The following is an 18,884-nucleotide window of genomic DNA, read 5'->3' as shown; positions in this document are numbered from 1 at the left end:
ACGGGATGCGCCGTTGCTCCATCCTAGGGATAACCCTATACTCGGGAAAACCCCTAGATCGAGAACGACATCATGATTCAGCAAGCCTATTACACCCCGAAGTTCGCCGGCCAGGTCCAGGTGCAGGCCGCTCCCCGTATGTCGCTGCTGCGCGCCATCCTCAACTATTTCCGCAAGGGCTGGGACGACAACCTGCCGTACGCAGAGGTGGTGGGCAAATCCGGCTCGTACCTGGGCTGAGCCAGCGATCGCTGCCACAGCGAACCGCAACGACAAAACGGCGCCTTGGCGCCGTTTTTATTTTGCGCAGCCGCGCCGGCTCGCCCATCAGCTTGCGACGGCGCAGGCGGATCGCCGATGGTTGATGAACGCCACCGCAATCGTCGCAATGACGGCCGGCACGGCCATGGCGAAGAAGTTGTGGTGCAGAGGCAGCGCCATCCCCACCAGCATGCCGATGACGATCGGCGCAAGAATCGCCCCGCTGCGTCCCACCCCGGACGCCCACCCGATACCCGTGGAGCGGATGCTCATCGGGTAGAACTGGCCGGCGTACGCATAGGTCACGATCTGCGTGCCGATGGTGCAGCCGCCGGCCACGGCCACCAGCAGGTACAGCGTCTCGGTCGACGTCTTGATGCCCAGAAGTGCGATCGACACTGCCGCAAGGGCGTACATCGCCATGAGCACGTACTTGATGTTGAAACGATCTGCCAACCAGCCGCCGCCAATCGCACCGAGCATCGCCCCGAAGTTCAGCACCAGCACAAAGGTAAGTGCGGAACCGAGGCTGTAGCCGGCCGATGCCATCAGCTTGGTCAGCCATGAACTGAGCGCGTACACCATGAACAGGCACATGAAAAAGGCGATCCAGAACATGGCCGTGCTCAACCCGCGCCCGTCCTGGAACAGTTTGGCCAGCGGGGCGTCGTCACCGCGGTCCGCCTCTGGCAGGACGAAGGTGCCCTCCGGTCGTGCAGCGCTGCCGCTGAGCCGACGCACGATATCGCGCACCGCATCGATCCTGCCCGTGCGCAACAGGAAGGGCATCGACTCGGGGAGCCACCGCAGAATCGCCGGGACCAGCAGCACAGGCAGGCCCGCGGCAACGAACACCGATTGCCACCCGTAGCGCTCCAGCAGCCCTTTGCCGATCAATGCGGCCAGCATGCCGCCGACCGAATAGCCGCTGAACATCAGGGTGACGAGCGTGCTGCGCAGCCGGCGCGGCGCGTACTCCGTCATCTGCGCCACGACGTTCGGCATCACGCCGCCGATGCCCAGGCCTGCGAGAAAACGCGTCACGCTGAACGCAATGGGGTCGGTCGCAAAACCCGCTGCTGCCGTAAAGACGCTGAACAGTACGATGCACACGGCAATCGCCCAGCGGCGGCCGATGCGGTCTGCAATCGTGCCGAGCACGATCGCACCGAACATCATCCCGAACAGCGCCGCACTGACCATGAAGCCGGCGCTGGTGGGTGTGACGCCCATCTCCTTCATGATGGATGGCAATGCAATGCCGGCGATGGCCAGGTCGTAGCCGTCAAAGATGATGATGAGCGCGCACCAGAACAGCGTAGTGGCGTGAAAACGGCCGAAGCGGGCGTGGTCTGCTACGGCGTGCAGGTCGATCTGACGCATGGATGGTCTCCTCTGGGGTCCGCGAAGGCGTGGGCGCCTCTCTCTTTTGCTGGGTGGGTTTCTTCAACCGATGGCGCGCCGGCGTGTCAGCCCAGGTCTCCGCCTCCAACCGGCAGTACCGTCCCGGTGATGTACGAAGCCTCGTCCGAAGCCAGGAACAGGATCGCCCGCACCTGCTCGTCGATCGTGCCGTAGCGGTGCATCAGGCTGCTGGCGAGCGTCTGCTCGACGATGCCCTGGTACCAGGCGGCTTCCTGGTCGGACATGGGCGCCATGTTGCGCGGGATCCGGCGCGGCGGCGCTTCCGTGCCGCCCGTGGCGACGGCATTGACGCGGATGTTGTCGGCGGCGTGCTCAAAGGCCAGGCTGGCGGTGAGCGCATTGACCCCGCCCTTGGCCGCCGAATACGGGATCCGATAGATGCCGCGCGTCGCGATCGACGACACGTTGACGATCACGCCATGCCTGCGCTCCACCATGTGTGGCAGCACCGCCCGGCAGCACCACAGCGTCGGAAACAGCGAGCGGCGAATCTCCGCCTCGATCTGCGCTTCTTCATAGTGCTGATACGGTTTGGCCCAGATCGTGCCGCCGACGTTGTTGACCAGCACGTCGATGCGGCCGAATGCGTCGAGCGCGGCCTGCACGGCATGCAGCGCGCCGGCGTAGGTTTCGAGATCCGCCGTGGCGGCTCGGGCTTGGCCGCCCGCGGCGGCAATCTCCGCCTGCACTTCGTCGACCAGCGCCGCGCGGTCCACCAGCAGCACCTGGGCACCCTCTTCCGCTGCCGCCATGGCAACGCCGCGGCCGATGCCCTGCGCCGCCCCCGTTACGATGACGGTTTTGCCTGAGAATCGTTGCATGGTCATGCCGCCTTTGCCGTCGCGTGGGTGATGGCAGTCCCGTTGGGCGTGAACTTCTCGTAGTGGAAGCTGTGGGGCTTCACGCCTGCATCGGCAAAGTACTGGCGCACGGCATCGACCATCGGCGGCGGACCGCACAGATAGACGTCCACATCGCCATCTTTGAGCGCGTCGGCCGGAATGTGCTGGGTCACCCAGCCCTTGCGCGGATGACGCGAAGCAGCGTCGGCGACGACGGTGGCGTAGCTGAAATTCGGCAACCTCGTCATGTAGGCTTCGATCGCTTCGACCTGCACCAGGTCGAGATCACGCGTCACGCCATACACGAGGTGCACCTTCTGCTGCGAATGGCTGCGCGCCAGCACCTCCAGCATCGACAGGAACGGCGCCAGCCCCGTGCCGCCGGCAAGGAACAGCAGCGGCCGCTGCACGTCGCGCAGGTAGAAGCTGCCGAGCGGCCCGTGCAGCTCGAGCCTGTCGCCGGGCCGGGCGGCTTCGAGCCAGGTGCTCATCACCCCGCCCGGAATCTTCTTGATGAGGAAGCTCACCCTGGATTCGCCGGGCGCCGAAGAGAACGAATACGAGCGGTGCTGCCCGCTGCCCGGCACGCCGATGTTGACGTATTGGCCGGGCAGGAACACGGGCGCGGTGGCGTCGACGTCCAGTTCGAGCACGACGGCGGCATCGTTGTGCAGCTCGATTTTCGACAGCGTGGCGACGAAGCGGCTCTGCCCTGTCTTGCACGTGGTCGATGAGGTCGGCACGGCGATCACGCAATCGCTGTGCGGCACCATCTGGCACGTGAGGACGAGGCCGGCGTTCTTCTCGTCTTCGGTCAGCGCGTCGTCGATGTAGTCGTCGCCGAGGTCGTAGCTGCCGCTTTCGGCGCGGCACTTGCACGTTCCGCACACGCCGTCGGAGCAATCCATCGGCAGGTTGATCTTGGCGCGGAAGGCGGCATCGAGCACCTTCTCGCCGGCTTTGCATTCGATGAACCGCGTGACGCCGTCCTCGAAATTCAGTGCAACGTTGAAACTGGACATGGAAGCCTCCACTGCCTCGCTTGGGTACGTGGACACGGTCAGACGTGGTAGACGTCGAGCACCTGCCGGATGTAGTCGTTCTTCAGGACGATCTTCTTGGATGCAATCAGGTAGCCGTCACCGGCGCGGCGCAACGTGACGAACATCGTCCCGAAGAACTGGTCGGTGGTCTTGTAGCGGTGGCTGAGCGTGTGGAAGTTGTAGCGCACGTCGACTTCACTGTCGCGCTCGGCCAGCACTTCCACGTTGGCAATGCTGTGGCTGGTTCTCGGCTCCGGCGTTGACGCACCGCTGCGCTCGGTCTTGATGCGGAAGACGCGGTCTTCGAGTCCGCAGCGGTTCGCGTAGTACATCAGCGAGATCTGGCTCTGCGGGTCATCAGTCAACTGGTCGTCGTCATCCCAGGCAGGCATCCAGTACGTGACATCTTCGGCGTAGCAGTCGAGCCACGCATCCCACTGGCGGTCGTCGAGCAGGCGCGCCTCGCGGTACAGGGCGGCGCAGATGGTTTGGTAATCGAAGCTCATGCCGGCACCCCTGCGCATTCCTTCTTCAGGGCCTCGCGCATGACCTGCACCCAGTACGCGTGCTGGCACACGAACAGGCCTTCGTCTTCACTGCGCTCGCCCGAGATGAGGGGCTTCAGGCCCATCCTGGCGGCGTTCTCGTCGGGGCCGCGCACCCACAACGGCGCGCCGCGCGACAGGTCGTTCCACAGGGCCGTGGTGCCGGCATAACCGTTCTGGCACGCGCGGAACTCTTCCAGGTCGTCCGCCGTGCCCATGCCGGTGACGTTGAAGAAATCCTCGTACTGGCGGATGCGCGTCGCGCGGTCGGCCGCGCTCTCGCCTTTTGGCGCAAAGCAGAAGATCGACACCTCCGTCCGGTCGACGCTGATGGGGCGCACCACGCGGATCTGCGTGCTGAACTGATCCATCAGGAACACGTTCGGATACAGGCACAGGTTGCGGGTCTGGTTGACGATGAAGTCGGCCTGGGTGTCGCCCACGCGAGCCGCGATTTCGTCACGGTGCGCATAGACGGGCCGCACCTGCGGGTTCATCGTCTTCGTCCACAGCAGGATATGGCCGTGCTCGAAGCCATAGACGCCCGCCACCGATCTGCTCCAGCTGTTCGCGTCCACCGCCTGTGTGCCGCCCTCCTTGCGCCGCCCCATCGTTGCGGCGTAGTTCCAGTGCACGGTGCTGACGTGGTAGCCGTCGCAGCCATTCTCCATCTGCATCTTCCAGTTGCCTTCGTAGATATAGGACGAGCTGCCGCGCAGGACTTCGAGCCCGTCCGGCGCCTGGTCGACGATCTGGTCGATGATCACGCGCGCTTCACCGAGGTACGACTCGAGCGGCTGCACGTCCGCATTGAGGCTGCCGAACAGGAAGCCGCGATAGTTCTGCAGGCGCGCCACCTTCTTCAGGTCGTGCGAGCCGTGCGTGTTGAACTGCACCGGGTACTGGGTCGTCTTTTCGTCCTTCACCTTGAGCAGCTTGCCGGTGTTGGAGAACGTCCAGCCGTGGAACGGACACGTGAAGCTGCCCTTGTTGCCGTGCTTGCGGCGGCACAGCATGGCGCCCTTGTGCGCGCAGGCGTTGATGACGGCATGCAGCTCGCCGGTCTTGTCCCGGGTGATGACGATGGGCTGACGCCCGATCCAGGTCGTGTAGTAATCGTTGTTGTTCGGAATCTGGCTTTCGTGTGCGAGATACACCCAGTTGTTCTCGAAGATGTGCTTCATCTCCAGCGCGAACAGGTCGGGGTGGGTGAAGATGTCGCGGCGGCAGCGGAAGATGCCGGCCTCTTCGTCATCCACCACCGCCGTTGAGAGCAGTTGTTCGAGTTCGCCGGCTTTGTCGATCAGGGCGGACATGGTCGTCTCCACGTTGCAACCTCATGCCTGGGCCGAAGCGCGCAGGCGGTTCACGCGCTGGTTGTCCTTGCCCTGCACCAGCGGCGTGAGGACAAAGTTGAACTCGATGTCCTTGTACGCATCGGCCTTGAGGCCCAGGACGGCACCGCCGGTCTTTTCCGCGACGGGCGGAATCAGCTCTTCGCGGGTGGCGTAGGCGAAGTCATCCCAGATGAGCGGATCGCCTTCGATGTTGAATTGCGTCGTCAGCTTGCGATGCCCCTCGCTGCTCACGAAGAAGTGCACGTGCGCCGGACGATTGCCATGGCGGGCCAGCCCGTTGAGCAACTGCTGCGTCGCGCCGTGCGGCGGGCACCCGTACCCGACTGGCATGAGGGTGCGGAATTCGTATCGGCCATCCGCGCCCGTGCGCACGGCGCCGCGGAGGTTGAACGCGCTCTGCCCGCCGGTCGGGTCGAAGTGCGAGTAGAACCCGTTCGAGTTCGCATGCCAGCACTCGACCACGGCGCCCGCCACCGGCTCGCCATCGGTGCCCATCACCGTGCCGTGGATGACCAGCGGTCCGGCCGCCGGGTCCGGATCGATGTCGATGCGCGACACGCCGTCGCGCACCGGGGCGCCCGCCACGTACAGCGGGCCTTCGATGGTGCGTGGCGTCCCGCCGTGGATGCCGAGCGCCGCGTCTGCGGCATCCATGCGGATGTCGAGGTACTTCTCGAGGCCCAGCCCCGCCGCCAGCAGCGCAGCCTCGCCGTCCTGCCCGAGTTTGTTCAGGTAATTGATGCCAGCCCAGACCTCGTCCGGCGTGATGTCGAGATCGTCGATGGCCTTGAACAGGTCGGCAAGCAGGCGGTGAGTGATCTGCTTCAAGCGGACATTGCCGTCCTTGCCTTCCAGGTTGGCAGCGGCCTTCAGCAGCTCCTGTACTTCTTGTGTCTGGAATACGCGCACGTTCATGATGGATGTCTCCTCGGGTTTTCTGGGGGAATGTCTCAGGCGTCGTCGCTGTGAACCGAGGACGGGTGACGGCACAGCGGCGTCACGGCGATCTGCATGTACGGGAATAGCGGCAGCGCCGTCAGGATCTCGTGCAGCTCGGCATTGCTCTGCACGTCGAAGATGCTGACGTTCGCGTACTCGCCGACCAGGCGCCAGATGTGGCGCCACTTGCCGCTGCGCTGCAGATCCTGCGAATAGGCCTTCTCGCGGGCCTTGATCTCGTCGGCGACATCGGCCGGCATGTCGGCAGGCAGGCGGACATCCATGCGGACGTGGAAGAGCATCGTGGTCTCCTTGGTGGGTTGTCTGGGTCTGGTTGTCGTTATTGGCGGCGCAGGCGTGCAAGCTTGTCGCGGTCGATCTCGATGCCGAGGCCGGGGCCGGTGGGCACCTGCAGCGTGAAATCGCGGTACCGCAACGGCTCGGTCAGCAGTTCCTGTGTGAGCAGCAAGGGCCCGAACAGCTCCGTGCCGAACTGCAGATCGCTGAAGGTCGAAAAGACGTGCGCGGAGGCGGCAGTGCCGACCGCGCCCTCCAGCATCGTTCCGCCGTACAGGCTGATGCCCGCAAGCTGCGCGATCGCCGCGACCTGCATGGCGGGAACCAGGCCGCCCGATTGCGCGATCTTCACGGCGAAGACATCGGCGCCGGCCGAGCACGCAAGTTCAAACGCATCAAGTGGACCGTGCAGCGCCTCGTCGGCCATCATCGGCACGGCGAACTGGCGCGCCAGGCGCTCCAGCGCGGCGCGGTTTTCTGCGCGCACCGGTTGCTCGATCAGGTCGATGCCGCCGGCCTGCAGCGCGGCGATGCCATTGGCGGCGTCCAGCTCGCTCCAGGCCTGGTTGACGTCCACCCGCACGCTCACGGCATCGCCCAGCGCGCGCTTGATGGCGAGCACGTGCGCCACGTCTTCGGCCACGGGGCGCAGGCCGATCTTCAGCTTGAAGATGCGGTGACGGCGCTCGGCCAGCATCGCTTCTGCCTCGGCAATGTCTTTTGCGGTGTCGCCGCTGGCGAGCGTCCAGGCAACCGGCAGTGCATCACGCAGGCGGCCGCCGAGCAGCTCGGACAGCGGCACGCCCAGCCGGCGCGCCTGCGCATCGAGCAGCGCCGTCTCCAGCGCGCACTTGGCAAAGCGGTTGCCCTGGATGGTCTTGCGCACGCGTGCCATGGCAGCCGCCACGTTGCGCGCGTCCATGCCGATCAGCAGCGGCGCGATGTGCGTGTCGATGTTGACCTTGATGCTCTCGGGGCTCTCTTCGCCGTAGTTCAGGCCGCCGATGGTGGTGGCCTCGCCCCAGCCTTCGATGCCGTCTTCGCAGCACACGTGCACGAGGACGAGCGTCTGCGTGTGCATGGTGGCGACAGACAGCTTGTGCGGACGGATGGTGGGCACATCCACTAGAATGGCCTCGATCGAGCGAATCATGTTTTCCAGGTATCAGAATGGACAGCGATCAACGTGGAAATCAGATTACGCAGCGCAATTTATTGCGTCCAACACTGATTTAGTATCGGCTTCATACCTACAAGGTTGGATATGGAACTGCGCCACCTGCGCTACTTCGTCGCCGTTGCCGAGGAGCTGAACTTCACGCGTGCGGCCGAGCGCCTGCACATCGCGCAGCCGCCGCTCTCGCGACAGATTCAACAGCTCGAAGAGGAAATCGGCGTCGTGCTGTTCGAGCGCGGCAGCCGGCCGCTGCGGCTGACCGAAGCCGGGCGGTTTTTCCACGCCCACGCACGCCAGTTGCTGGCGCAGACGGCCGAGCTCGCCTCGATGACGCAGCGCGTGGGACAGATCGAGCGGCGCCTGTCGATCGGCTTCGTTGCCTCAACGCTGTACGGCATGCTGCCGAAGGTCATCCGGCGCTTCCGGGCCGAGTACCCGATGGTCGATCTGACCATGCACGAGATGACGACCATGGACCAGATCCAGGCGCTCAAGAACGGCCGCATCGACGTCGGCTTCGGCCGCATCCGCTATGAAGACCCGAACGTGCGCCGCATCCTGCTGCGCGACGAGCGCCTGATCGTCGCCCTGCCCTCGGGCCACCCGCTGCTGGGCGCCAAGCCGGCCGCATCGCTGCGCGACCTCGTGGGCGAGACGCTCATCATCTACCCGCGCGCGCCACGCCCAAGCTACGCGGACCAGGTTCTGGCCCTGTTTCACGACCGCGCGCTCGAGCCGAGCAAGATCTACGAGGCACGGGAATTGCAAATCGCCCTGGGGCTGGTGGCGGCCGGCGAAGGGGTGTCTGTCGTACCGCGCAGCGTGGCGGGCCTCAAGCGCGAGGACGTCTGCTACCTGGAGCTCGATGACCCGCAACTGGTGTCGCCCATCATCTTCAGCACACGCCTGCTGGATGAGTCGGAAGACATCCGGGCCATGCTGGCGCTGATCTACCGGCTGTACGACGAGCAGCAGATTCCGTATTACGCCCCTTCGTAAGGCTTGCAACGGCAGCCCAAAGTTACACGCCGCTGGACACGGCATGCGCATGGGCTAGATTGAAGTGAGGCGTTGATCCGCCTGCGATTGGAGCGTAGCGAGTGACAAGAAAACGCCGCCGCGTCATCAAGTTGGCCGTGTTTGCGGCGCTGGTCCTTGCAATGGCCGCATGGCTGGTCGCCCGCGAGTTCCGCACGTCTTCGTGGCAAGCGCATTACTTCGCACAGCTCGCGCAGTCGCAGACCTTTCCTGTCAAGCCGGGCCCCAACACCTCGGCGCGCTTTCCGAATTCCGGCCCCTACGACGAACGGCTGGGCTATCACGATCTGCCCGTCTTTCTTGACCGCCTGCGCGCACGCGGCTACATCGTCGCGCAGCAGGCCGTGCCGTCCAACGACATGGTTGCGTGGATGGACCGCGGCATGAACGCGCCGTATCACGAGAAGGACCAGGCCGGCCTCGAACTGCTGGACGTCGAGGGGCGCCCGATCTACCGCGCGCGCCATCCCGAGCGCGTGTACGACCGCTTCGACGCCGTACCGCCGCTGCTGGTCAGCTCGCTGCTGGCCATCGAGAACCGCACGCTGCTGCAGACGGAATACCCGAAGCGCAATCCGGCCGTGGAGTGGACGCGCCTGGCCCGCGCGGTATGGGACCGCGCCCTGCATACCGTCAACGCCGCACACGAGTCGCCCGGCGGCAGCACGCTCGCCACGCAGATTGAGAAGTACCGCCATTCGCCGGAAGGCCGCACCGATTCGCCGGCTGAGAAGCTGCGCCAGATGGCTTCGGCCTCCGCACGCGCGTATCTCAACGGAGAAGACACCACGGCCACGCGGCACCAGCTCGTGGTCGCCTACCTGAACACCGTGCCGCTCGGCGCCCGCGCCGGGTTTGGCGAAATCCAGGGGATCGGCGATGCGCTGTGGGTCTGGTACGGGCGCGACTTCGCGCAGGTGAACGCCCTGCTGTCGCCCACATCGGAGGCGCCGCTGGCCGACCGCGCGCTGGCATACAAGGAAGCGCTGAGCCTCCTGGTGTCACAGCGGCGGCCGTCGTACTACCTCGAGAATCTCGACGAGCTGGAAACGTTGACCAACGCCTACCTGCGGGTGCTCGCCGCATCGGGCGTGATTGCGCCAGCCCTGCGGGATGCCGCGATTGCGCAGTCGCTCAAGCAGCAGGCGCTGAACACGCGCGTGCCGGCGCCTCCCCTCGAGCACAAAGGCACCAACGCCGTGCGCGTCAACCTGGCGGGCATGCTGGGCGTCTCGCGCATGTATGCGCTCGACCGGCTAGACCTGATGGCCAGCAGTACGCTCGACGCGCCGCTGCAGCGCGATATCACCACCGAGTTGCGCAAACTGCGCGACCCCGAGCGCGCCAAGGCCGCCGGCCTCGTCGGCGACAAGATGCTCGAACACGGCGACCCGCGCGGCGTGACCTACAGCTTCACGCTGTACGAACGCGCCCCCGGCGGCAACCGCGTGCTCGTGCAGGCCGACACCTTCGACAAGCCGTTCGACATCAACGAGGGCGTGAAGCTCGACCTGGGCTCCACCGCCAAGCTGCGCACGCTGGTGACGTATCTGCAGATCGTGGCCGAGCTGCATGAGCGCTATGCCGGCCAGCCTGCGGCGGCATTGCGCAAGCTGAACATTCCGGTGCAGAACCCGATCGAGCGCTGGGCCGTCGATTACCTTGCGCACACGCAGGACCGCTCGCTCACGGCCATGCTCGATGCCTCGATGGAGCGCAAATACTCGGGCAACGCCGGCGAATGGTTTGCCACCGGCGGCGGCATGCAGAGCTTCGAGAACTTCGAGAAGTGGGAAGGCACGCAGAACTTCACGGTGCGCGAGGGCCTCAAGCACTCCGTCAACCTCGTTTTCGTGCGCATCATGCGCGACATCTCGCGCTACTTTCAGCATCAGTTGCCAAGCGCCGGCGCCGAGGCGCTGACCGATCCAGACTCGCCGCAGCGCCAGATCTACCTGCGGCGCTTTGCCGACCGCGAAGGCAAGCTCTTCATGGGCCGCTTCTATGCCAAGTACAAGGGCAAGACCGACCAGGAGCGTGAAGCGATCCTCGTGCAGAGCACCCACGCCACGCCGGTGCGGCTCGCCACCATCTTCCGCAGCATCGATCCGCAGGCAGGACCCGACAAGCTGGCCGCCTTCCTCCGCACCTACCTGCCGGGCACGAAGCTCGACGACGCGGCCATCACCAAGCTGTACAACACCTATTCGGTGCAGCGTTTCGACCTGGCCGACCGCGGCTACATCGCGCGGCTGCACCCGCTGGAGCTGTGGCTGGTGGCCTATCTGCGCGAGCATCCGCAGGCGACGCTGTCCCAGGTGAACGAAGCCAGCGCCACGGAACGGCTGGCCGTCTACAAGTGGCTGCTGCAGTCCAGGCGCAAGGGGGCGCAGGACAAGCGCATCAAGCAGATGCTGGAAATCGAGGCCTTCCAGCAGATCCACGCCATGTGGAAGCGGCTTGGGTATCCGTTCGAATCGCTCGTGCCGTCGTACGGCACGGCCATTGGCGCGTCGGCAGACCGTCCGGCATCGCTGGCGGAGCTTATGGGCATCCTTGAGAACGACGGCATCCGCCTGCCCACCGTGCGCATCGACCGCCTGCGCTTTGCCGCCAACACCCCATACGAAGTGATGCTGTGCCGCGACCCGCACGCCGGCGAACGCGTGCTGCCGCCCGAGATCCCGCCGCTGGTGAAATCCGCTCTCGCTGCCGTCGTCGAAGGCGGCACCGCCAAGCGGATATCGGGCACCTTCGTCCGGAAAGACGGCAGGCCCATCACGCTCGGTGGCAAGACCGGCACCGGCGACAACCGCTTCAAGACCTTCAGCCGCGGCGGCGGGCTGATCTCCGAGCGCGTCGTCAGCCGCTCCGGCGCCTTCGTGTTCTATCTAGGTGACCGCTACTTCGGTACCGTCGTCGCCTACGTCGCCGGCGCCGACGCCGCCAAGTACAAATTCACCAGCGCACTGACCGTGCAGGTCCTGAAGGTCCTGGCCCCCACGCTGATGAATCACCTGGATCTGAAGGACGAGGCCCCCGCCTTCAACTGCAAGCTCCCCCAGGCCACCGCCCCCGAACAAAAGCTGGATTGACTGCCACGCACGAAAAACGGCGACAACACGAGCGCGCTGCCGGTGTGGTCGTTGCCGTTCCTGCCCTAGAAGGGGGCGTCCTCGCCAGGGAACGAAACCGAGGGTCAAACAAAAACGTCACCGCAAAGCCCGCTGCAACCAAATCCCCAAAGCACATCCCACCGCCACCATCGCCCCCCAGGCAAACAGATCCTTCACCGCCAGCAACGTCGCCTGCCGATCGATCTCCGCGGAAATCCGGATCAGTTCAGCGCCCTGCAGCGCATGCGGCCACTGCCAGTCAGGCGTAAACGCGCTCACACGTCCGACAAGATCCGTCCGGTGCTGCGCCTGCCCGTGCTGCAGCAGCAGCGTGGCGCCCATCGTCCCGAAAGCTTGCGCCCAGGCCCGCATGATCCCCTTGAACTGATAGGCGTGGCCGAAATCCCGGGCCGGCAGGTCGACGTACGTCAGCCCGGCCACCTGGATCACCACGAACATCCCCACCATGCCTTCGATCATGAATCCCGGCGCCACCGCCGCCACCGAGGCCCCCGGCATCGCCGCATGCGACATCCACAGCAGGGCCGCCGCCATCAGGACGAAGCCGATGGAGACCAGCACGCGCTTGGTGGGCAGTACGTTCGTCAACTGGAAGTTGAGGATGCCCAGCACCACCGTCACCAGCCCGCCCAGGCTCATGAGTTGCGCCGTGGTCTCATAGCGAAAGCCCAGGCCGTTCTGCAGCAGGCTCGACGAGAGAAAGCTCCACGCACTCGCAAATACGTAATAGATGGCATAGAAGACCATGCCCATCAGGAAGCGCCGCTGCAGCGTGGCGCGCAAGTCGACCCACGGCAGCGGGTGGCCGGTCTGGCGGATGCCGACCCAGGCAATGAGCGCCGCCACGGCGATGATGGGCAACACCTGCGCCGGCGAGCCATCCGGGTGAACGAACCGCGCCTGCTGAAAACCATGCAGCGCAATGAGCGCCGCGACCCCGAAGGCAATGGCCGAGGGCCAGTCGAGCGAGGCGAAATCGCCCTTGCGCTCATGCATTTGGGGGTGCGGATAGAACGCCGCGACGAGCGCGGCCACCACCACCGCCACGAGCAGCTGCGCGACGAAGATGGCGCGCCAGCCGAATTGCTCCGTCAGCGCCGCCGACAGCATCGGCGACACGCAACTGAGCCCGAAGATGCCGTAGATCATGCCCTTCATCATCGTGCGCCGTTCGTGCGCGGGGCTATGCTGGACAAAGATGCGCGAGGTCGAAAGCATGGGCCCGCCGCCAAAGCCCTGCACCGCCCGGCCGACGATCAGCATGGTGCCGCCCTCGGCCGCCGCGCACATCAGCGTGCCGACGATGAACACCAGCAACGACAGCAGCGTATGGCGGCGATACGTCATGTGGTCGGCGAGCCGGCCCATCACGAGGATGGCCAGGCTGGCCGCCGCCGCATACGCCGCCACCGCCCACAGGTAGACGTCCTGCGACGCCAGCACGCCGCCTTCGATGTGCGGCCCGGCAATCGAGAACATCAGGTTGGACATGTAATCCACGCCCGTCGCCAGGCCGATCACCATGCCCACCATGCGCAGCTCCATCCGGCTGCCCACCGTCGACGGGGCGGGCTGGGGGCGTGGGGCTGGGGGCGGCAAAACCGTGTGGTCTGGGCTTGGCGTGTTCATGCAGGGATGGTAATTTGCCCTGAAAGCGGGGGAAATCGCCTTCCGACAAATTCATTGTTCAATCATGCGAACGACAGACTGGAACGATTGGGACACCTTCTGCACCGTGGCCACGCTCGGCAGCTTCACGCGCGCGGCCGACCGGCTGGGGCTGCCCAAGTCTTCGGTCAGTACAGCGGTATCGCGGCTGGAGGGCAAGCTCGGCGTCCGGCTGTTCGAGCGCAGCACGCGCCGCCTGCGCCTGACCGATGCCGGCGAAGCCCTGCTGCGCGACGCCGGCCCATTGTTCCAGCGGCTGCGCGAAGTCTCGGAAGACGCCGCCGCGACGTTTCAGTCACCCGCGGGCACGCTGCGCATTGCCATGCCGTATGAGTTTGCGGCGCGGCAGTTTGCCGAGGTCGTGCTGGAAGTCATGCGCGAGCACACCGGCCTGCGCATCGAGGTGGACGTCGCCCCGCGCCAGATCGATCCGCTCGCCCAGGGCTACGACATCATGCTGACCGTGCCGCGCGGCCCGCTGCCCGACTCCGGCCTCGTCGCCCAGCGCGTGTTCGACCTGCGGCGGGCGGTGGTGGTCGCGCCGCAACTGGTGGAACGCCTCGGCCCCCTGACCCACCCCGACCAGCTTGCCGACTGGCCGTGCCTCGGCACCTCGAACGAATCGGAATGGCAGTTCCGCACGCCCGGCGGCGAAACCCTCAACCTGCCGCTGGACTTCCGCATGCGCACCTCCAACAGTGAGCTGCGCATGCAGGCGGCCATCGCCGGCTTTGGCGTCGCGCGGATCACGTCCGTGTTTGCCACCGATCTGGTGGCCTCGGGCGCGCTGCAGGAGGTGCTGACCGATTTCCAATCGCCGCCGATGCGCGTGTACGCGGTGTTCCCCGGGCGCCGGCTGATGCCCGCCAAGGTCAAGGTCTTCATGGACGCCCTGCACCGCCGCATCGAACGTTCCCGGCAGCACGCCGATGTGCGGTCCACCTTCCTGGGCGAAGCGACGGCGCCGTGGCCGCCCGAATCCCTGCTCTGACCCTCCAACCTTCTGGATTGCCGCGAACCCATGCGCCCCTTGACCCGCTTTCCGCTTGTTGTTGCCGCCCTCGCCTTATGCGCCACCGCGTGCTCGCGCGCGGAGGACATCGGCAGCGTCAGCACCAATTTCCGCATCACCGGCTCCGACAAGATCGTCGTCGAGGCCTTTGACGATCCGCTCGTGCAGGGCGTCACCTGCTACGTGTCGCGCGCCCGCACGGGTGGCATCAAGGGCACGCTGGGCGTGGCCGAAGACGTGAGCGAAGCCGCCGTCGCCTGCCGCCAGGTCGGGGACATCAGCTTCGCCAAGCCGCTTCCGCAGCAGGACGACATGTTCACGCAGCGGCTCTCGCTGGTCTTCAAGACGCTGCACGTAGTGCGCGTGGTCGACCGCAAGCGCAATGTGCTGGTGTACCTGACGTATTCCGACAACGTCATCTCGGGCAGCCCCAAGAACAGCGTGACGGCGGTCCCGGTTCCGGCGGGCCAGCCGATCCCCGTCAGATAGGCAGCGCAGTACCGCGCGCACCACATTGGTGCGTAGCAACGCTGCCGTGGTGGCCACACAACACGGGATGGTGCATACGTAAGCCTACGTATGGTGCATTGCATCATCCGGTGTATGATTAGGGTATTCCCTAACCGGGAAATCCCTAAGAGGCCAATCATGCAAAACACGAACGACCTGAAGCTGACCGATCAACTCGAACGCGAACTGATCGAACGCGAAATGTCCGAAGGTATCTACTACTACCGCCGTCCGAACGGCCAATCGTTCTCGTTTGCCCAGTTCTTCTCGGCAATCGCGAACCTGTTCAGCCCGCAGCGCACCGCCAAGGCCTGATAGGCCGTCATTGTTGATTGTCGATGGGCGTGTGCCCATGCGAGCCGTAGGTAGTACCGCAACACCGTAATACCCGTGCGCCGGCCGTGTCTCAGCACAGCAGCCGCCACACCCGCCAGGTCATGACCGCCTGGTGCCAATCGAGGGCCGGATTCCGGCCCTTTGTCATGTCTGCGGCGCGTGTTTTTGCGCGCTGCGGCATCGCCCTTCTCCTCCGTTCTGCCTCAACCGCCTGCCGGTTGTCTTCTCTCGGGCCTGTGCTTTACTGAGTAGAGCCGCGACACCGATACCGAGACCACGCGCGCATTTCCGCTGCAACACAGGCGCACAACGTGGCCCCCGGCGACCATCCCCCAAAGGAGACTCCCATGGCGATCAGCCTCAAGCTGTCGGTCAACGGTGCGCCCGTCACCGTCAACGTCGAACCCCACACCCTGCTGGTCCAACTGCTGCGCGAGCATTTGCGCCTGACCGGCACGCACGTCGGCTGCGATACCGCGCAATGCGGCGCGTGCACGGTCCATATGAATGGGCGCGCGGTGAAGTCGTGCAACATCCTCGCCGTGCAGGCCGAAGGCACCGAGGTGACGACGATCGAAGGCTTGTCGAAGGGCGGCAAGCTACACCCGATGCAGGAAGCCTTTCGCCAATGCCACGGCCTGCAATGCGGCTTCTGCACGCCGGGCATGGTGATGGCGGCGACGGCCCTCGTGGAACGCATCCCGCATCCCGACGAACAGCAGGTGCGGCAGCAGCTCGACGGCAACCTGTGTCGCTGCACCGGCTATCACAACATCGTGCGCGCCGTCATGAAAGGCGCCGAAGCCATGGCCGAGGCCGAAGGCGACGACGTCTCCGTGCAGAGCCTGGCCGCCGCGCGCGCGCATGCTGCCTGATCAGGCGACCGACGAGGCGAGGACACCACCATGAACGCTCCCGCAGAACCGAACCACCAGCTGATCGGCGCGGCCGTCAAGCGCAAGGAAGACTTCCGCTTCCTGACCGGCGCCGGGCAGTACACGGACGACGTCGTCCAGGCGCACCAGTCGTATGCGGCATTCCTGCGCTCGCCGTATGCGCATGCCCGTATCAAGCACATCAATGCGGATGCGGCACGCAATCATCCGGGCGTGCTGGCCGTGCTCACGGGCGACGATCTGGCCGCCGACAAGGTGAACGGCCTGCCGTGCGGCTGGCTCATCCACAGCCTCGACGGCACGCCGATGAAGGAGCCGCCCCACCCTGTGCTCGCGCAAGGCAAGGTGCGCCACGTGGGCGACCAGGTCGCGCTGGTGGTGGCTGAATCGGTGAAGATCGCCAAGGACGCCGTCGAGATGATCGACGTCGAATACGACGAACTGCCCGCCGTGGTGGACACCGCCACCGCGGATACCGCCGGCACCGCCGTCCACGACGACGTGCCGAACAACACCTGCTACACATGGGGCCACGGCGACAAGGCGGCCACCGACGCGGCATTTGCCAAAGCCGCGCACGTGACGCAGCTCGACATCGTCAATAACCGGCTGATCCCGAATGCCATCGAGCCGCGCGCCGTCAATGCCAGCTATTCGCGCCAGGACGACAGCTACACGCTCTACGTCGCCAACCAGAACCCGCACGTCGAACGCCTGCTGATGTCGGCGTTCGTGCTGGGCCTGACCGAAGCCAAGGTGCGCGTGATTGCGCCGGATGTGGGCGGCGGATTCGGCTCGAAGATCTTCCTGTACCCGGAAGACGTGGCGCTCACGTGGGCATCGAAAAAGGTCGGGCGACCGATCAAGTGGACGGCCGAGCGCTCCGAATCCTTCCTGACCGATGCGCATGGCCGCGACCACGTCACGCATGCGGAACTGGCGCTCGATGCGCAGGGCAATTTCCTCGCCATGCGCGTGCATACGACGGCCAACATGGGCGCGTATCTGTCGACGTTCGCCAGCAGCGTGCCGACCATCCTGTATGCAACGTTGCTGGCCGGCCAGTACAAGACGCCAGCCATCTATGCCGAAGTGAAAGCGGTCTTCACGAACACGGCGCCCGTCGATGCGTATCGCGGTGCCGGGCGGCCCGAGGCGACGTATGTGGTCGAACGCCTCGTGGAAACCGCCGCGCGCGAATTGCAGATCGACCCGGCTGAGCTGCGCCGCCGCAACTTCATCCGCACGTTCCCGTATGCCACGCCGGTGGGCCTGACGTATGACACGGGCGACTACGAACCGTGCCTGGACCGCGCCATTGAGCTGGCCGACGTAAAAGGCTTTGCCGCCCGACGCGATGCCTCCCGCGCCAAGGGCCGGCTGCGCGGCATGGGCTATTCCTGCTACATCGAGGCCTGTGGGCTCGCGCCGTCGAACATCGCGGGGGCATTGGGCGCGCGGGCCGGCCTGTTTGAAGCCGGCGAAATTCGCGTGCACCCGACCGGCTCCGTCACCGTCTTCACCGGCTCGCACAGCCACGGCCAGGGCCACGAGACGACGTTCGCGCAAGTGGTGGCCGATCGCCTGGGCGTGCCCATCGACAACATCGAGATCGTGCACGGCGACACCGGCCGCATTCCGTTCGGCATGGGCACGTACGGCTCGCGCTCGATTGCCGTGGGCGGCTCGGCCATCATGAAGGCGCTCGACAAGATCGAGGCCAAGGCCAAGAAGATCGCCGCGCATCTGCTGGAGGCATCGGCGGAAGACATCGAGTTCAAGGATGGCGTCTTCCGCGTGGCCGGCACCGACCGCACCAAGACCTTTGGCGAAGTTGCGCTCACCGCCTACGTGCCGCACAACTATCCGCTCGACAAACTCGAACCCGGGCTGGACGAAAACGCTTTTTACGATCCGACTAACTTCACCTACCCGGCCGGCGCATACATCTGCGAGGTGGAAGTCGACCCCGACACCGGCGAGGTGCACATCGACCGCTTCGTTGCGGTGGACGACTTCGGCAACATCATCAATCCGATGATCGTCGAGGGCCAGGTGCACGGCGGGCTTGGCCAGGGGATCGGCCAGGCGTTGCTCGAAGCGTGCGTGTACGACGAAAACGGCCAGCTGCTGACCGGCTCGTACATGGACTACGCCATGCCGCGCGCCAACGACCTGCCCAGCTTCACGGTGGAAACCGCCAAGGGCACGCCGTGCACGCACAATCCGCTCGGCGTGAAGGGCTGCGGGGAAGCCGGCGCCATCGGCTCCCCGCCGGCGCTCATCAACGCCATCGTCGACGCGCTTGCACCACTGGGCGTGAAGGACATCCAGATGCCCGCGACGCCGCACCGCGTCTGGCAAGCCATTCAAGCGGCCAAGGCCTAGGCAGAGGAGCCC

17 protein-coding genes are annotated in these 18,884 nt (G+C 65.5%); 8 read left to right on the top strand and 9 right to left on the bottom strand.

Going from position 1 to position 18,884, the window contains the following annotated elements; all coding sequences use genetic code 11:
- Positions 1-72: 72 nt before the first annotated feature.
- Positions 73-240 carry a hypothetical protein gene (locus tag KHN96_RS08930; RefSeq protein ID WP_181817397.1) on the top strand — a complete coding sequence of 56 codons (168 nt, stop codon included), beginning with the start codon at positions 73-75 and terminating at the stop codon, positions 238-240.
- Positions 241-327: 87 nt separating this feature from the next.
- Here the strand turns inward: KHN96_RS08930 and KHN96_RS08925 are convergent, their stop codons facing one another.
- The 8 genes from KHN96_RS08925 to KHN96_RS08890 all read right to left on the bottom strand — a co-directional run bounded on the left by KHN96_RS08925 (position 328) and on the right by KHN96_RS08890 (position 7,863).
- Entirely contained in the window at positions 328-1,644 is a 1,317-nt protein-coding gene (locus KHN96_RS08925) for an MFS transporter (protein WP_045786841.1), read from the bottom strand.
- An 86-nt stretch (positions 1,645-1,730) separates the two neighbouring features.
- Positions 1,731-2,513 (bottom strand): 1,6-dihydroxycyclohexa-2,4-diene-1-carboxylate dehydrogenase, encoded by a 783-nt coding sequence (locus KHN96_RS08920; protein ID WP_045786842.1) that lies wholly within the window; start codon positions 2,511-2,513, stop codon positions 1,731-1,733.
- Complete coding sequence (benC, locus tag KHN96_RS08915) at positions 2,510-3,550, bottom strand: benzoate 1,2-dioxygenase electron transfer component BenC (protein WP_062739213.1); 1,041 nt, start codon at positions 3,548-3,550, stop codon at positions 2,510-2,512. The genes KHN96_RS08920 and benC overlap by 4 nt, the downstream gene beginning before the upstream one ends.
- A 38-nt stretch (positions 3,551-3,588) precedes the next feature.
- Positions 3,589-4,077: a benzoate 1,2-dioxygenase small subunit gene (gene benB, locus KHN96_RS08910; RefSeq protein ID WP_045786844.1), complete on the bottom strand. Its 489-nt coding sequence runs from the start codon at positions 4,075-4,077 to the stop codon at positions 3,589-3,591.
- Positions 4,074-5,432, bottom strand: a complete 1,359-nt coding sequence (locus KHN96_RS08905) for a Rieske 2Fe-2S domain-containing protein (protein ID WP_045786845.1) — start codon at positions 5,430-5,432, stop codon at positions 4,074-4,076. Before KHN96_RS08905 ends, benB begins: the two co-directional genes overlap by 4 nt.
- Positions 5,433-5,453: 21 nt before the next feature.
- On the bottom strand, positions 5,454-6,389 hold the full coding sequence (gene catA / locus KHN96_RS08900; RefSeq protein ID WP_062739214.1) for a catechol 1,2-dioxygenase: 936 nt from the start codon (positions 6,387-6,389) through the stop codon (positions 5,454-5,456).
- Positions 6,390-6,424: 35 nt separating this feature from the next.
- Entirely contained in the window at positions 6,425-6,715 is a 291-nt protein-coding gene (catC, locus tag KHN96_RS08895; RefSeq protein ID WP_045786847.1) for a muconolactone Delta-isomerase, read from the bottom strand.
- Between the two features lie 38 nt (positions 6,716-6,753).
- Positions 6,754-7,863 (bottom strand): muconate/chloromuconate family cycloisomerase, encoded by a 1,110-nt coding sequence (locus KHN96_RS08890; protein WP_045786848.1) that lies wholly within the window; start codon positions 7,861-7,863, stop codon positions 6,754-6,756.
- Positions 7,864-7,974: 111 nt separating this feature from the next.
- Between KHN96_RS08890 and KHN96_RS08885 the strand changes: the two genes are divergently transcribed.
- On the top strand, positions 7,975-8,886 hold the full coding sequence (locus KHN96_RS08885) for a LysR family transcriptional regulator (RefSeq protein WP_045786849.1): 912 nt from the start codon (positions 7,975-7,977) through the stop codon (positions 8,884-8,886).
- A 161-nt stretch (positions 8,887-9,047) separates the two neighbouring features.
- Positions 9,048-12,020: a transglycosylase domain-containing protein gene (locus KHN96_RS08880; protein WP_373994662.1), complete on the top strand. Its 2,973-nt coding sequence runs from the start codon at positions 9,048-9,050 to the stop codon at positions 12,018-12,020.
- A 117-nt stretch (positions 12,021-12,137) separates the two neighbouring features.
- On the opposite strand, the gene KHN96_RS08875 is transcribed toward KHN96_RS08880, so the two are convergent.
- The gene (locus KHN96_RS08875) at positions 12,138-13,691 is read right to left on the bottom strand and encodes an MFS transporter (RefSeq protein ID WP_104610219.1); all 1,554 of its coding nucleotides are present in this window, start codon (positions 13,689-13,691) and stop codon (positions 12,138-12,140) included.
- Between the two features lie 64 nt (positions 13,692-13,755).
- Between KHN96_RS08875 and KHN96_RS08870 the strand changes: the two genes are divergently transcribed.
- The 5 genes from KHN96_RS08870 (at position 13,756) to KHN96_RS08850 (ending at position 18,872) form a co-directional block, all read left to right on the top strand.
- Positions 13,756-14,721 (top strand): LysR family transcriptional regulator, encoded by a 966-nt coding sequence (locus KHN96_RS08870; RefSeq protein WP_062738556.1) that lies wholly within the window; start codon positions 13,756-13,758, stop codon positions 14,719-14,721.
- Positions 14,722-14,751: 30 nt separating this feature from the next.
- Positions 14,752-15,231, top strand: coding sequence for a CreA family protein (locus KHN96_RS08865; protein ID WP_115043911.1), 480 nt, complete (start codon positions 14,752-14,754; stop codon positions 15,229-15,231).
- Between the two features lie 159 nt (positions 15,232-15,390).
- Positions 15,391-15,567, top strand: coding sequence for a hypothetical protein (locus KHN96_RS08860; protein ID WP_164491036.1), 177 nt, complete (start codon positions 15,391-15,393; stop codon positions 15,565-15,567).
- A gap of 368 nt (positions 15,568-15,935) precedes the next feature.
- On the top strand, positions 15,936-16,463 hold the full coding sequence (locus KHN96_RS08855; RefSeq protein ID WP_062738555.1) for a (2Fe-2S)-binding protein: 528 nt from the start codon (positions 15,936-15,938) through the stop codon (positions 16,461-16,463).
- Positions 16,464-16,493: 30 nt separating this feature from the next.
- Complete coding sequence (locus KHN96_RS08850) at positions 16,494-18,872, top strand: xanthine dehydrogenase family protein molybdopterin-binding subunit (RefSeq protein WP_062738554.1); 2,379 nt, start codon at positions 16,494-16,496, stop codon at positions 18,870-18,872.
- The last annotated feature ends 12 nt before the right edge of the window (positions 18,873-18,884 follow it).

It is taken from the genome of Ralstonia mannitolilytica (genome assembly GCF_905397375.1).
GTDB classification, from domain to species: Bacteria; Pseudomonadota; Gammaproteobacteria; order Burkholderiales; family Burkholderiaceae; genus Ralstonia; species Ralstonia mannitolilytica.
This window is presented reverse-complemented; position numbering and strand designations above follow the sequence as displayed.

Excerpts from the sequence above, each read along its gene's own strand:
- catA (WP_062739214.1), bottom strand. The coding sequence starts at position 6,389 with ATGAACGTGCGCGTATTCCAGACACAAGAAGTACAGGAGCTGCTGAAG.
- KHN96_RS08855 (WP_062738555.1), top strand. The coding sequence starts at position 15,936 with ATGGCGATCAGCCTCAAGCTGTCGGTCAACGGTGCGCCCGTCACCGTC.
- KHN96_RS08865 (WP_115043911.1), top strand. The coding sequence starts at position 14,752 with ATGCGCCCCTTGACCCGCTTTCCGCTTGTTGTTGCCGCCCTCGCCTTA.
- KHN96_RS08870 (WP_062738556.1), top strand. The coding sequence starts at position 13,756 with ATGCGAACGACAGACTGGAACGATTGGGACACCTTCTGCACCGTGGCC.
- KHN96_RS08880 (WP_373994662.1), top strand. The coding sequence starts at position 9,048 with ATGGCCGCATGGCTGGTCGCCCGCGAGTTCCGCACGTCTTCGTGGCAA.
- catC (WP_045786847.1), bottom strand. The coding sequence starts at position 6,715 with ATGCTCTTCCACGTCCGCATGGATGTCCGCCTGCCTGCCGACATGCCG.
- KHN96_RS08905 (WP_045786845.1), bottom strand. The coding sequence starts at position 5,432 with ATGTCCGCCCTGATCGACAAAGCCGGCGAACTCGAACAACTGCTCTCA.
- KHN96_RS08850 (WP_062738554.1), top strand. The coding sequence starts at position 16,494 with ATGAACGCTCCCGCAGAACCGAACCACCAGCTGATCGGCGCGGCCGTC.
- benB (WP_045786844.1), bottom strand. The coding sequence starts at position 4,077 with ATGAGCTTCGATTACCAAACCATCTGCGCCGCCCTGTACCGCGAGGCG.
- KHN96_RS08925 (WP_045786841.1), bottom strand. The coding sequence starts at position 1,644 with ATGCGTCAGATCGACCTGCACGCCGTAGCAGACCACGCCCGCTTCGGC.
- KHN96_RS08860 (WP_164491036.1), top strand. The coding sequence starts at position 15,391 with ATGCAAAACACGAACGACCTGAAGCTGACCGATCAACTCGAACGCGAA.
- KHN96_RS08920 (WP_045786842.1), bottom strand. The coding sequence starts at position 2,513 with ATGACCATGCAACGATTCTCAGGCAAAACCGTCATCGTAACGGGGGCG.
- benC (WP_062739213.1), bottom strand. The coding sequence starts at position 3,550 with ATGTCCAGTTTCAACGTTGCACTGAATTTCGAGGACGGCGTCACGCGG.
- KHN96_RS08890 (WP_045786848.1), bottom strand. The coding sequence starts at position 7,863 with ATGATTCGCTCGATCGAGGCCATTCTAGTGGATGTGCCCACCATCCGT.
- KHN96_RS08875 (WP_104610219.1), bottom strand. The coding sequence starts at position 13,691 with ATGAACACGCCAAGCCCAGACCACACGGTTTTGCCGCCCCCAGCCCCA.
- KHN96_RS08930 (WP_181817397.1), top strand. The coding sequence starts at position 73 with ATGATTCAGCAAGCCTATTACACCCCGAAGTTCGCCGGCCAGGTCCAG.
- KHN96_RS08885 (WP_045786849.1), top strand. The coding sequence starts at position 7,975 with ATGGAACTGCGCCACCTGCGCTACTTCGTCGCCGTTGCCGAGGAGCTG.